We start from the raw sequence: 13094 nt of genomic DNA on the forward strand, positions 1-13094 counted from the left end.
TTCCCGGCACCCTTGGAGGCACCCTTGACTGAAAGCGACCTGACGCGACTGGCGACCCTGTACTACGTCGATGGATGCACGCAGGACCAACTGTCCAAGGAGTTCGGCATCTCGCGCGCCACCGTCGGGCGGCTGCTGCGCCGCGCGCAGGAAGAGGGCATTGTCGAGATCCGCGTGCGGCCGCATTCGCTGGTGTCCGCCGACCTGGAGCGGCAGCTGACCGAGCGCTTTCACATCAAGCGCGCACTGATCGCGGTGGACCACAAGGATGCCGACCGGCAGCGCGAACTGCTGGCAGGGCTGGTGGCCAGCGAGCTGGAGCGCATCCTGGTCGACGGCTCCATCGTGGCCGTGGGCATGGGGCGCAACGTGTCCTCGGTCTCCGAGCACGCCCTGTCCGCCACACGGCGGGAATGCCACTTCGTCAGCGCCATCGGCGGCTCCTACCGTGGCGGGGAGGCGATGAACGCCGACCACATCGCGCGCCGCCTGGCAGCGCGCTTTGGCGGTAAGTCCGAATCGCTCTATGCGCCGGCCCTGGTGGGCGATCCGCAACTGCGCAAGGCGCTGCTGGACAACGACACCGTCAGGCACACCCTGGACAAGGCGCGCCGCGCCGACATCGCCCTCATCGGCGTGGGCGATGTCAGCGTGGACAGCAACATGGCCCGCATGGGCTGGTTTTCCGCGCAGGAGATCTCGGACGCACGCCGCGCGGGCACGGTGGGCGACATGATGGGCTACGACTTCATCGACATCCACGGCCAGCCGGCCGCAACCCCCATGCAGGACCGCGTCATCGGCCTGAGCCGCGAGGACCTGCTGCGCATACCCAACGTCATCGCCGTGGCGGCCGAATCCAGCAAGGTCACGGCCATCCTGGGCGCCCTGCGCACCGGCGCCATCGACACCCTGGCCACCACCACGGCCAACGCGGCGGCCGTGCTGCAGCTGGACGATGTCATGGGGACGACGCGCTGACGCAGCGGGGGGGGCGCGGCTCTTGGGCGGCGCGCCTAGTTCGACGCGCGGCGGTAGAAGGCCAGCGAGCCTGCCAGCGCCAGCAGCATGCCGCCGCACAGGCGGTCCAGCCACATCACGGCCCGCCCGCGCAGCAGCCGCGCGGCGCGTGATCCGGCGAAGGCATAGGCCAGCATCACCAGGAAATCGATGAGCGCGAACACCAGCGCAATGGCGATGTACTGCGGCGCCTGGGCGGACGCCGGGTCGATGAACTGGGGCAGCAGGGCCGAGCAGAACAGGTAGCCCTTGGGATTGGTCACGGCGACCAGGAACGATTTGAACAGCACGGTGCGGGCGCTGTAGCCGTCGGCGCCGGCCTCTGCCTTGCCGTCACCCTGGGGTGCCGACAGCGATCCGCCCTGGCTGCGCAGCATGCGCAGGCCCAGCCAGGCCAGGTAGGCCGCTCCCGCCCACTTGACCACCGAGAACCAGAACTCCGAGGCCGCCAGCAGCGCGCCCAGGCCCAGCGCGACAGCGCCGACCAGCACGAAGTCCGACAGCACGGCGCCCAGCATGCCGGGCAGGGCGCGGCGCACGCCGTGGCGCGAGCCATTGGCCAGGGCCAGCAGCACGGTGGGACCGGGGGTGATGATCGCGATCAGCGCGACCAGGGAGAAGACGAGCAGGGTGGCGAGGGTCATGTCGGCGAAGGCTCATGCGGTTGGCAACAGCCTGCCACTGTGCCAGCTTTGCCTGCCGTGCGCAGCCCCTGCCGACCCCCGGGGCAGGGCACACGGGGCGGGCAGGCGTCAGTCGCTGCCCACGCCGCCGGCGGCAAAGACCGGGCCGCGCGTGCCGGGCACCCAGCCCGGGTAGGTTTCCATCACTTCGGCGAACAGGGCCGAATCGATCCAGCGCTGCAGCCAGGCCTGCAGGTGCGGCCAGGGCTGCTCGTTCCATTGCGACTCGTCGATGCGCGCGTACTGGCGCACGAAGGGGCGCAGCGCCATGTCGGCCAGGCTGGGGTTCTGGCCGAACAGGTAGCCGGTGGCCTCCAGCTGGTCGTCCAGCTCGGCCAGCCAGGTCAGGGCATCGGCCTGGGCGTGGTTGACCTCTTCGGCCGTATAGCGCTCGGGGTACTTGCAGCGGTCCAGGGCGTGCTTGAAAAAGCCGTCGTTGCGCTCGATCAGCGCCAGCATGTCCTGCAGCGAGCCGCTGGTCGGTGCCAGCCAGCCATCCGGGTCATTGGCGCGCAGCGCGTGCAGCATGACATCCAGGCTCTGCTCGATCACGCGGCCGTCCTCCAGCACCAGCACGGGCACCGTGCCCTTGGGCGATGCATCGAGCAGCGCCTGCGGCTTGTTGCGCAGGTTGATTTCGCGCAGCTCGCAGGCCAGGCCGGCATGGGCCAGCGCCAGGCGGGCGCGGATGGCGTAGGGGCAGCGGCGAAATGAGTAGAGAACCGGCAGGGTCTGGGTCATGGAGCGGGAACGGGGCTAGGGGCCAAAAGCGGCAGATGATAGCGCCGGGGCCAAAGTCGGGCGGCCTGCGGGTCTTGCCGCGGGCGTCCGTGGCTATTGCAGCTGCGCCAGCAGCCATTGCCTGAAGGTCTTGAGCGCCGCGCTGGGTGCGCGCGAGCGCAGGTGGGTCAGCCAGTAGGCGCCCGTGTCCACCTCCTGCTCGAAGGGGCGCACCAGCCGGCCCTGCTGCAGCAGGTGCTGGAACATGCGCGCCGGCAGCAGGGCCACGCCCGCGCCCTGGGCGGCCGCCTCGGCCAGCGTCAGCGAGGAGTCGAACATGGCCCCGCGCGCCAGCGGCGCGCTCTGGTCCAGCGTGGCGAACCAGCTCTCCCACTCCTGCAGGCGGTACGAGCGCAGCAGCGTCTGCCCGGCCAGGTCGGCCGGCTGGCGCAGGCGCTGGGCCAGGGCCGGGGTGCACATGGGCGTCAGCGGCGCGCGCAGCAGCAGCTCGGCGCGCGTGCCCTGCCAGGCGCCGTCGCCGAAGCGCACGGCCGCATCCAGCCCTTCGCCGGCCAGGTCCACGCGGTTGTTGTGCGTGAGCAGTCGCAGGTCGATGTAGGGGTGCTGCTGCTGGAACTGGCCCAGCCTGGGAATCAGCCAGCCGATGGCGAAGGTGCCGACCACGCCCACGGTGAGGACCTCGCGCGGGCGCGGTTCGGCCACCTGCTGCAGCGAATGCTCTATGCGCGCAAAGCTCTCGGCCACGGCAGGCCACAGCGCATGGCCTTCGTCGGTCAGCGCCAGGCCGCGCGGCAGGCGCCGGAACAGCGGCTTGCCCAGGCGCTCCTCCAGGTTGCGGATGTGCTGGCTGACGGCGGCCTGGGTCACGCACAACTCGTCGGCCGCCCGCGTCAGGTTGAGATGGCGCGCGGCCGCATCGAACATGCGCAGGGCATTGAGGGGCAGTTGCATGGTGAGCCAATAGTTTTTCTAAGGGATGCTGCCAATTATTCACGCTGGTCGCAGATTGGGCGCGGCGCTATCGTTGCGGTTGTCGATCTGCAACTGAAAAGGAAAAACAATGCAAAGACGCGATTTTCTGATGACGGGCGGCGCGGCCGCCTGGATGGCGGCCGGGCTGGCCGGCTGCGCCCTGCCATCAAAAAAACAGGGGGCTGCCGACCAGGCCTTCAGGACGGAGCTGGCGCGCATCGAGAAAAGTGTGGGCGGCCGGCTAGGCGTGGCCGTGCTGGAGGTGGAGTCGGGCGCCAGCGTGGACCACCGCGGCGACGAGCGCTTTGTCATGTGCAGCACCTTCAAGCTGCTGCTGGCCGCCCAGGTGCTGGACCGCGTGCAGCAGGGCGATGAGCGCCTGTCGCGCCGCGTGCACTACGCCAGCTCCCGGCTGGTTCCCTACTCGCCGGCCAGCGGCCCGCGTGCCGGTGACGGCGGCGGCATGACCATCTCCGAGCTGTGCGAGGCCGCCGTGGTGCTCAGCGACAACACGGCCGCCAACCTGCTGCTGGACGCCAGCGGCGGCCCGCAGGCGCTGACGCAGTGGCTGCGCGCCAGCGGCGACGAGACCACGCGCCTGGACCGCATGGAGCCCGAGCTCAACGAAGGCCTGCCCGGCGACGAGCGCGACACCACCACGCCCCTGGCCATGGTGCAAAGCATGCAGCGCCTGCTGCTGGGATCGGTGCTGGACGGCCATGGCCGCGCGCTGCTGCAGCAGTGGCTGGTGGCCAGCCGCACGGGCGACAAGCGCCTGCGCGCGGGCATGCCGGCCGGCTGGCGTGTGGGTGGAAAGACGGGCACCGGCGATCGCGGCACGGCCAACGATGCCGTCATCGCCTGGCCCACGCCGCAAAGCGCACCGCTGCTGGTGACCGGCTACCTCACCGAATGCCCGGCCGACGCGCCGCAGCGCGATGCGGCGCTGGCAGCGGCCGGCAAGGCGGCCGCACGCTGGCAGGCAGCAGTGCAAGGCTGAGTTGCGCCACCATGTCGCTTGATTTGGGCGATTTCAAAAAAATTGGCGCGGCCTGAAGACGAGAGACACCGAGGAAGGGCCTGGGCCGGCCGCGCCGCCCCCGCACCGAGGGTGTCGCTGGCCGCCCGTATGCCCCCCTCGTGAGGGGGAAGGCGCACAGCGCCTCAGGGGGTTACAACTTCTTGACCAGGACCTGACTTTTGCGGTCCCAGTTGTACTTGGCCTTGCGCGCCTCGGGCAGCCAGTCGGGGTCCACGGGCTGGAAGCCGCGCTTGATGAACCAGTGCATGGTGCGCGTGGTCAGCACGAACAGGCTGTCCAGGCCCTGGGCCTTGGCGCGCTGCTCTATGCGCTTGAGCAGCTTCTCGCCGTCGCCCGTGCCCTGGCTCTTGGGCGAGACGGTGACGGCCGCCATCTCGGCCGTCCTGGCGCTGGGATAGGGGTAGAGCGCGGCGCAGCCGAAGATCACGCCATCGTGTTCGATGATGGTGTAGTGGGCGATGTCGCGCTCGATCTCGGTGCGGCTGCGCTTGACCAGGGTGCCGTCCTTCTCGAAGGGCTCGATCAGCTGGATGATGCCGGCCACGTCGTCGGGCGTGGCCTCGCGCAGCTCTTCCAGCTTCTCGTCGATGATCATGGTGCCGATGCCGTCGTGCACATAGATCTCCAGCAGCAGCGCGCCGTCGATGGCGAAGGGCAGGATGTGGCTGCGCTCCACGCCGTGCTCGCAGGCATGCACGCAGTGCTGCAGGTAAAAGCCCGTGTCCGTGGGCTGCTCGGGCGTGGGCAGCTCGGCCAGCATGCGGCGGGCCGTGGCCAGCGGCAGCTCGGTGTCGATGGGGTTGGTCTCGTCGGCCGGGCCCGTGGGGTCCATGCGGATGCCCGGCACCTCGGTCATGAAGATCAGCTTGTCGGCCTTCAGCTCGATGGCCACGCGCGTGGCCACCTCTTCCATGCTCAGATTGAAGGCCTCGCCGGTGGGCGAGAAGCCGAAGGGCGACATCAGCACCATGGCATCCATGTCCAGGGCGCTGCGGATGCCGCTCACATCGACCTTGCGCACCAGGCCCGAATGCTTGAAATCCACGCCGTCCACGATGCCCACGGGCCGCGCCGTGAGGAAGTTGCCCGAGATCACCCGCACCCGCGCGCCGGCCATGGGCGTGTTGGGCAGGCCCTGGCTGAAGGCGGCCTCGATCTCATAGCGCAGCTGGCCGGCGGCTTCCTGGGCGCAGTCCAGCGCCACGGAGTCGGTGATGCGCACGCCGCGCGAGTACTGGGCCTCATGGCCCTTGGCGGCAAGCTGTTCGTTGACCTGGGGACGGAAGCCATGGACCAGCACGATCTTCACGCCCATGGCCTGGATCATGGCCAGGTCCTGGACGATGGAGCTGAGCTTGCCCGATGCGATGGCCTCGCCCGTCAGTCCCACCACAAAGGTCTGGTGTCGGAACTTGTGGATATAGGGAGCCACGGACCGGAACCAGGGGACGAAGGTGAAGTTGAAGACGGTGGACATGGTGGTCAGTCGGGGCATCGGGCCGATGCCGGGCAGAAAAAAAAGGCCTGCGGACAGGTCCGCCAGGACATGCTCGCGCAGGCAGGCGCCAGTGTAGCGGCATGGCGCGGCACCTGCGCACAGAAATGGGATGGAACGCCACGCAAATCGGCCCTGCTGCACAGTGCCGGGGGCACAAGGCACAGGACCTTGTCCGACGGGGGCCCGCCTGCAAGCCCGTGTAAGCTTCGCCACCATCGGTGAACCACGCAAGGCGCCCCCATTCATGCCATTGAGCGCTTCCATGTTTTTTCCGTTGCTTGCGCGGCCCGCGCGCCTTGTGCCGTGGCTGGCGGCGCTGGGCATGGTCGCAGGGGCGGCCCAGGCTGCAGGGGAGGCTCCGGCCTCCCAGGCTGCCGCCGCGATGAGCTTCGTGCAGGCCCGCCAGGCGCTGCTGCAGGGCTCCGACCAACTGGCCGCCTCGGCCAAGGCCGTGGAAAGCGCGCGGCTCAGACGCCAGGGTACGCAGGGGCTGGGCGGGCCTTCCGTGGCCATCACGGGCCTGGGCTACCGCTACTCGGCCAATGCCGACATCGATCTCGATCCTGCGCGGCGCACCCTGGACGGCGTCCTCGGCCAGCTGCCGCCCTCGGTGGGGCCGGCCATTCCCTCGCTGCCGCAACTGCCCACCTCCTATGCCTTGCAGCGCAAGAGCACGAATGCCTCGGCCAGCCTGTCCCTGGTCTGGCCGCTGTACCTGGGCGGCCTGTCCGATGCGGTGCGCAGTGGCCTGGACGCTGCCACCGACGAAGCCCTGGCCGATGCCGCCAGCAGCAGCCACGCCCTGCATTCGCTGCTGGTGCAGCGCTACTTCGGCGCCCAGCTGGCCGAGCGGGTCGCACGGCTGCGCGAGCGTGCGCTTGAGGGCGTGCGCGTGCATGACGCGGCCGCGCAAAGCATGCTCAAGGCGGGCGTGATCTCCCGGCTGGAGCGCCTGCAGGCCCGTGCCGCGCTGGCCGACGCCGAGCAGCAGGCGCGCAAATCGCGCGACGACGCAGACCTGGCCGCAGCGGCGCTGGCGCGCACGGTCAAGGCGCAGCGGCAGGTGCTGCCCAGTACGCCGCTGTTCGTCAGCAGCCGGCCTTTGCCGCCGCTGGACGGCTTCGTCGCCGCGGCCCAGTCGCACCATCCGGGTCTGGACAAGGTCCAGGCCAAGAAGCGCCAGGCCGAGTCCCTGCACGACGCCCAGGAGGCGCTGCGCCGGCCGCAGCTGCTGGCCTTCGGTTCGCGCGAGGTCAACACCAGCGGCAAGCCCAACTGGGTGGCAGGCGTGGCCGTGCGCTGGACGCTGTGGGACAGCATCGACCGCGATGCGCTGGCCGCCTCCTCGCAGCGCAAGATCGAGCAGGCCGAGCTGACCCAAGCCCAGGCGCTCAGCGACATCGCGCTGCTGGTCGAGAAGAACTGGCTGGGCGTGGAGCAGGCACGCCGCCAGTACCAGGCCCAGCAGGCCCAGGAGGATCTTGCGCGCGAGCTGCTGCGGCTGCGCGAGGCCGGCCTGCGGGAAGGCACCAGCACCACGCTGGACCTGATCGATGCCAGCCTCAATCTCGCCAAGGTCCAGACCCAGCGTGCCGAACTGGCCAACCAGTATGTGCAGGCCCTGGCCGCACTGCTGGAGAGCACGGGCCAGAGCGAGGAATTCGACCGATTCATGGCCCAGGCCGACATACAGATCCCACCCGACGCACCATGAGCACAGCCACGCCCGACCATCCCCGCAGCGCCACCGAAGCACCCGGCCCCGCGCCCGTGCCGCCGGGGCGCAGGCGCCCCTGGCTGGCCCTGGCCATCGTGCTGGCCGTGCTGCTGCTCGTGGCCTGGGGCTTTTGGCGTGCGGCGCAGCCCGCCCCCCTGTATTTCCAGGGCCAGATGGAGGCGCGCGAGACCGACATCGCGCCCAAGGTCACGGCGCGCATCGCCAAGGTGCGCGTCACCGAAGGCCAGAAGATCCAGCCCGGTGATCTGCTGGTGGAGATGGACAGCCCCGAGGTGCGCGCCAAGCTGGCCCAGGCCGAGGCCGCGCGCGATGCCGCCCAGGCCCAGGCCGACAAGGCGCAGGCCGGCGCACGCCCGCAGGAAGTGCAGATGGCGCGCCTGAACTGGCAGCGCGCCCAGACGGCCGCCGACCTGGCCCAGACCTCGCTGCGCCGCGTGCAAAGCCTGTTCGACCAGGGACTGGTTGCGGCCCAGAAGCGCGATGAAGCCGATGCCGACTGGCGCGCCTCGCGCGACCAGGCGCTGGCTGCGCGTGCGCAGTATGAAATGGCGGCTTCGGGTGCGCGCCAGGAGGATCGCAGCGCCGCCCAGGCCCAGGCCCGCCAGGTGCAGGGCGTGGTCGCCGAGGTGGAGGCCGCGCGTGCCGAGACCGAGCTGCGCAGCCCCGTGGGCGGCGAGGTGGTCCAGGTGCTGGCCCGCCAGGGCGAGCTGTCCCCGCAGGGCGTGGCCGTGGTCACCGTGGTGGACCTGGCCGACCAGTGGGTGGTGCTCAATGTGCGCGAGGACCAGCTTGCACGCTTTGCCCAGGGCAGCCGCTTCACCGGCCGCCTGCCGGGCCTGGACAACCGCGAGGTCGGCTTCGAGGTCTACTACCTGGGTGTGCTGCCCGACTTCGCCACCTGGCGCGCCACGCGTGCGGGCCAGGGCTTCGATGCGCGCACCTTCGAGGTCCGCGCGCGGCCGCAGCAGCCCATTGCAGGCGCGCGGCCCGGCATGAGCGTGGTCGTGGAAGGCGGCCGTTGAGCGGCCGGCGGCAGTGAGCGCGAACCCGCCCACGGCCTTTGCCGCCAGCCTGCGGCGCGAATGGCGTCTGCTGCGCGGGCGGCCCTGGGACCTGGCCATGGTCAGCTGGGTGCCGCTGCTGGCGCTGCTGCTCATGGTCTGGATCTTCTCGGCAGGACTGGTCCAGCGCCTGCCCGTCGCCGTCTGGGACCAGGACCACAGCGCCCTGTCGCGCCAGCTGGTGCGCATGCTGGACGCCACGCCGGGCCTGGCCGTGCAGTCGCAGGCGCTCAATGCCTCGGAGGCGCAATGGGCGCTGCAGTCCATGAATGCCTACGCCGTGGTGCAGATCCCGCCCGGCTTTGCGCGCGACATCAAGCGGGGCCAGGGGGCCGACGTGGTGCTCATGCACAACGCCCAGCTGGCCACGCATTCCAGCCTGATCCAGCGTGACCTGCGCCAGGTGGTGGGAACGCTGTCGGCCGGCGTGGAAATGCAGGCCCGTGCCAAGCGCGGCGACCCGGCCCAGGCGCTGCGCGTGCGCATGGAGCCCATACGCACCAACCTGGTGTCGCTGTTCAACATCTCCACCAACTACGAGCAGTTCCTGGCGGCGGCGCTGATTCCCGCGCTGCTGCACATCCTGGGCATGACGGCCGGCGCCTGGTCCGTGGGGCGCGAGCTGCGCGACCGCACGCTGGGCCAGTGGATGGCCGAGGCTGCGGGCCCGGGAAAGCCCGGCTGGAGCGCCATTGCGGGCGCCTTGGCGGGCAAGCTGGCGCTGTCCTGGGCCAGCCTGGGCCTGGGCGGTACGCTGGCCATGCTGTGGCTCACGGCCGGGCGGGGCTGGCATCCGGGGCAGGGCGCTGCCAGCCTGGCCTGGGTGGCGCTGGCCCTGCTGCTGCTGATCGCCGTGAGCCTGGCGGCGGGGGCGCTGCTGGCGGCGCTCACGCTGTCGCTGCGCACGGCGCTTTCGGGGGCGGGCCTGCTGTCGGCGCCGGCCTTTGCGTTCAGCGGCGTGGGCTTTCCGCTGCTGGCCATGCCGGATTCGGCACGTGCCTGGGCCCTGTCCATGCCCTATACCCACTATGCGCGGCTGCAGATAGAGCAGCTGCAGATGGGCGCGCCCATCGTGCAGAGCCTGCCCGTGGTGGCCGGGCTATTGCTGGCCGTGCTGGTGTTGCTGCTGCTGGCCACGGCAGGCCTGGCGCGCGGCCTTTCCCGCCCCGACAAATGGGGAGGGCGCTGAGATGGCCAGGGGCTTTGCGCATGACTTCATCAGCGCCCTGCGTGCCGTGTTCGGCGACGCGGGCGTGCTCATGCTGCTGGTGGGAGCGCCCGTGCTCTACGGCTTCTTCTATCCCTGGTTCTATGGGCAGGAGGTCGTGCAGCGCGTGCCCGTGGCCGTGGTGCAGCACGACGGCAGCGGCCTGGCACGCCAGATGCTGCGCTTTGCCCAGGCCAGCCCGCGCATCGAGGTGACCCTGGTCACGGGCGACGAGGCCCAGGCGCAGCAAGCCCTGCTGGATGGCCGCGTCATGGGCTACGCGCTGCTGCCGCGCGACCTCAAGCGCCGCGTGGTGCGCAGCGAAGAGGCCGTGGTCCCCGTCTATGCCAACGGTGCCTACCCGCTGGCCGCCAAGCAGGTGCAGTACGGTTTTGCCGAAGCCTTCGGCACGGTCTCGGCAGGCGTGGAACTGCGGCGCCTGACGGCCGGCGGACAGAGCGCACTGCAGGCCCAGGCCAGCCGCTCGCCCGTCAACCTGCAGATGCAGGCCCTGTTCAATCCGACGGAAGGCTACGGCAGCTTCGTCGTCGCCGCCGTGGCCATCATCATCCTGCAGCAGACGCTGCTCATGGGCGGCGCGCTGCTGGTGGGAACCTGGCGCGAGCAGGGATTGGACAGGGCGCCGGCACGCACCTGGCTGGCGCGGCTGCTGGCGCTGTGCACGCTGGGCTGGCTCTCGGGCCTGTACTACTTCGGCTGGATCTTCGTCTGGCACGACTATCCGCGCGGCGGCAATCCCTGGGGCGCGCTGGCGCTGCTGGCCGTCTTCGTCCCGGCTGTGGCGGGAGCGGCGGCGCTGCTGGGCTGGTGGCTGGCCAACCGCGAGCGTGCCATGCAGGTGGTGCTGTTCACCTCCATCCCGCTGGCCTTCGTCGGCGGCTTCAGCTGGCCGGCCGAGGCCCTGCCGCAACTGCTGCAGGCGCTGCGCTGGCTGTCGCCCAGCACGGCCGCCATCCAGGCCTCGCTGCGACTGAACCAGGCCGGCGCGCCGCTGGAGGCGGCGCTATGGCATCTGTCCGTGCTGCTGGCCCTGGCGCTGCTGGGCTGGGTGGCCGTGCTCTGGCTGGGCAGCCGCCGTGCGGACCCTTGCGATTGACCGGTCGGGGCTTCAGGCCGGCGCGCCCGCGCCGCGACCCCGTCCCTGCATGGCCAGCATCAGCAGCACCACGCCCACGATGGGCAGCAGCCAGGTGTTGATGCCGTCCCAGCCGGCCGTGTGCAGCAACTGGCCCGAGCCGAACGAGGCCACGGCCACGGTGCCGAAGACCAGGAAATCGTTGAGCGCCTGCACCTTGGCGCGCTCGGCAGGGCGGTAGCACTCGGTGACCATGGCCGTGGCGCCGATGAAGCCGAAGTTCCAGCCCACGCCCAGCAGCACCAGGGAGCCCCAGAAGTGCAGCAGCTCCAGCCCCATCAACGCCATCAGGGCCGAGGCCGCGATCATCACCAGCCCCAGCGCCGTGATGCGGCGCTTGCCAAAGCGCGCGATCAGCCGGCCCGTGAAGAAGCTGGGTGCGAACATGGCCAGCACATGCCACTGGATGCCCAGCGCCGCCTCGCCCACCGTGTGGCCGCAGCCCACCATGGCCATGGGCGCGGCCGTCATCAGAAAGGCCATGAGGCCGTAGCTGACCACGCCGGCCGAAGCCGCCACGATGAACTGCGGTGTGCGCGCAATCTCGGCCAGCGGCCGGGCCTCGCCCGCCACGGCGCGGGCCTGGGGCGGCGGCAGCTTCAGGCCCAGCAGCAGCGGCAGGGCCAGCAGGGCGAGAACGGCCTGGCTGTAGAAGCTGCCGGCGAACGGCGTCATGGGCAGGGCGTCGCGCGTCCAGATCACCACCTGCGGGCCGATGATGGCCGCGATCAGCCCGCCGATCATCACGCGCGAGATGGCGCGCGCCTGCTCGGCGGGCTCGGTCATGGCGTCGGTGGCCGCGAAGCGGTAGCTCTGCACGCAGGCCGCGTAAAAGCCCGCCAGCGCCGTGCCGATGCAGAAGGTCACGAAATCGGAGTGCGCAATGCCCTGGGCGGCGATCACGCCCGAGACCACGCCCAGGATGGCGCCCAGCACATAGGCCGTGCGCCGCCCCATGCGCTGCATCAGCCAGGCCGCGGGCAGCGTGGACAGCGCCAGGCCCAGCTGGTAGATGCTGACCGGCAGCGTGGTGGCCGTGGGATTGGTGGACAGCTGCTGCCCCACCAGGCCGCCCAGCGAAATGATGATGGGCGGCGACGCGCCCCCCAGCGATTGCGCGGCCACGAGCAGGCCGAGGTTGCGGCGCTGCAGCGCTGGAGTGTGTTGTTCTGGTGTCATGGCTTGTGCGGCGGAAAGACCGCATCTTCACCGAAAAGCATGAGGGCTGGGTTAAGCGCCGATTCAGCCAGCCGGGCCGGTGGTCCAGTCCGCGATGGCCAGTCCGGGTTCGGGAATGCGGCTGAACACCCGGTCTCTTGTGACCAGCACCGAGCGCTCGCCGGCCTGCGCGGCCTGCTGCTGCAGGAGCAGGGCGTGCGCGGCAATCATCATGTCCATGGAGGCCAGCGTGATGCCGGCCGCCTCGCAGGCGGCGCGCAGGTGGCCGTAGGCATCGGCCACCTGTGCCGTCCAGGGCAGCACCTCGACGCGGGCCAGGAACCCTGTCACCCGCAGCGACAGCCCGGCAGGGTGGCCGCGCTTGGCGACCCCGTATATCAGTTCGGCCTGCGTGACCGCCGACACTGCGATCTGGTGCATGGGTACGCGAACCAGCTGTTCGCGCACGGCAGGGATATCGCCTTTGATGATGTGGCTGGCGATGTTGGTGTCCAGCAGGTAGCGTGTCATCGCGCACTGCCTTCGTCGGCAAACGGATCGCGGCCTGACTCTGGCTGCGCTCGGTCAGCGGTGTCCATGAAATCGGCCGGCACGTCGGTGGTGGCGTCGAGCGCAAAGAACTCTTGCCATGAGTCGGGACGGCGCGACAGGACCACGTCGCCCGTGACGGGGTCGCGACGTATGTAGACCTCTTTTTCCTCGAACCGGAATTCATAGGGAAGGCGCACGGCCTGGCTGCGACCGGTGGTGAAAAGCTTGGCAGTCTGCGTCACGGCGATTCCTCCTGCTGGTATGTA

General features: G+C 70.3%; 13 protein-coding genes. 6 read left to right on the forward strand and 7 right to left on the reverse strand.

Translation table 11 applies throughout. From position 1 onward, the window contains the following. The first annotated feature begins 24 nt into the window (after nt 1-24). Entirely contained in the window at nt 25-981 is a 957-nt protein-coding gene (locus ACF8ME_RS25670; protein ID WP_012206377.1) for a sugar-binding transcriptional regulator, read from the forward strand. Between the two features lie 35 nt (nt 982-1016). Here ACF8ME_RS25670 and ACF8ME_RS25675 read toward each other — a convergent pair whose 3' ends face one another. The 3 genes from ACF8ME_RS25675 to ACF8ME_RS25685 all read right to left on the reverse strand — a co-directional run bounded on the left by ACF8ME_RS25675 (nt 1017) and on the right by ACF8ME_RS25685 (nt 3395). Continuing rightward, complete coding sequence (locus ACF8ME_RS25675; RefSeq protein ID WP_392418767.1) at nt 1017-1664, reverse strand: LysE family translocator; 648 nt, start codon at nt 1662-1664, stop codon at nt 1017-1019. Nucleotides 1665-1772: 108 nt separating this feature from the next. Then, a complete protein-coding gene (locus ACF8ME_RS25680) occupies nt 1773-2444 on the reverse strand; it encodes a glutathione S-transferase (RefSeq protein WP_016453271.1) in 672 nt (223 codons plus the stop codon). Between the two features lie 93 nt (nt 2445-2537). Then, nucleotides 2538-3395, reverse strand: coding sequence for a LysR family transcriptional regulator (locus ACF8ME_RS25685; RefSeq protein WP_012206374.1), 858 nt, complete (start codon nt 3393-3395; stop codon nt 2538-2540). Nucleotides 3396-3504: 109 nt separating this feature from the next. Between ACF8ME_RS25685 and bla the strand changes: the two genes are divergently transcribed. Then, the gene (bla, locus tag ACF8ME_RS25690; RefSeq protein WP_034367430.1) at nt 3505-4416 is read left to right on the forward strand and encodes a class A beta-lactamase; all 912 of its coding nucleotides are present in this window, start codon (nt 3505-3507) and stop codon (nt 4414-4416) included. Between the two features lie 172 nt (nt 4417-4588). Here bla and argA read toward each other — a convergent pair whose 3' ends face one another. Then, nucleotides 4589-5935 carry an amino-acid N-acetyltransferase gene (gene argA / locus ACF8ME_RS25695; RefSeq protein WP_012206372.1) on the reverse strand — a complete coding sequence of 449 codons (1347 nt, stop codon included), beginning with the start codon at nt 5933-5935 and terminating at the stop codon, nt 4589-4591. Nucleotides 5936-6218: 283 nt separating this feature from the next. Between argA and ACF8ME_RS25700 the strand changes: the two genes are divergently transcribed. Genes ACF8ME_RS25700 through ACF8ME_RS25715 form a run of 4 tightly spaced genes read left to right on the forward strand, consistent with a single transcriptional unit; the run spans nt 6219 to nt 11079 of the window. Next, nucleotides 6219-7670, forward strand: coding sequence for a TolC family protein (locus ACF8ME_RS25700; protein WP_392418770.1), 1452 nt, complete (start codon nt 6219-6221; stop codon nt 7668-7670). Continuing rightward, nucleotides 7667-8716 (forward strand): HlyD family secretion protein, encoded by a 1050-nt coding sequence (locus tag ACF8ME_RS25705; RefSeq protein WP_392418773.1) that lies wholly within the window; start codon nt 7667-7669, stop codon nt 8714-8716. Before ACF8ME_RS25700 ends, ACF8ME_RS25705 begins: the two co-directional genes overlap by 4 nt. 13 nt (nt 8717-8729) lie before the next feature. Then, complete coding sequence (locus tag ACF8ME_RS25710; RefSeq protein WP_392418776.1) at nt 8730-9944, forward strand: ABC transporter permease; 1215 nt, start codon at nt 8730-8732, stop codon at nt 9942-9944. 1 nt (nt 9945) lies between these two features. Beyond that, on the forward strand, nt 9946-11079 hold the full coding sequence (locus tag ACF8ME_RS25715; RefSeq protein WP_392418779.1) for an ABC transporter permease: 1134 nt from the start codon (nt 9946-9948) through the stop codon (nt 11077-11079). A 12-nt stretch (nt 11080-11091) separates the two neighbouring features. Here ACF8ME_RS25715 and ACF8ME_RS25720 read toward each other — a convergent pair whose 3' ends face one another. The 3 genes from ACF8ME_RS25720 to ACF8ME_RS25730 all read right to left on the reverse strand — a co-directional run bounded on the left by ACF8ME_RS25720 (nt 11092) and on the right by ACF8ME_RS25730 (nt 13070). Then, nucleotides 11092-12297: an MFS transporter gene (locus ACF8ME_RS25720; RefSeq protein ID WP_047326878.1), complete on the reverse strand. Its 1206-nt coding sequence runs from the start codon at nt 12295-12297 to the stop codon at nt 11092-11094. Between the two features lie 63 nt (nt 12298-12360). Further along, a complete protein-coding gene (locus ACF8ME_RS25725) occupies nt 12361-12807 on the reverse strand; it encodes a type II toxin-antitoxin system VapC family toxin (RefSeq protein WP_392418783.1) in 447 nt (148 codons plus the stop codon). After that, nucleotides 12804-13070 carry an antitoxin gene (locus ACF8ME_RS25730; protein ID WP_392418786.1) on the reverse strand — a complete coding sequence of 89 codons (267 nt, stop codon included), beginning with the start codon at nt 13068-13070 and terminating at the stop codon, nt 12804-12806. Before ACF8ME_RS25730 ends, ACF8ME_RS25725 begins: the two co-directional genes overlap by 4 nt. Nucleotides 13071-13094: the final 24 nt, after the last annotated feature.

The sequence above is a fragment of the Delftia sp. WSY_7 genome (genome assembly GCF_043104845.1).
Classification (GTDB): domain Bacteria; phylum Pseudomonadota; class Gammaproteobacteria; order Burkholderiales; family Burkholderiaceae_C; genus Comamonas; species Comamonas tsuruhatensis.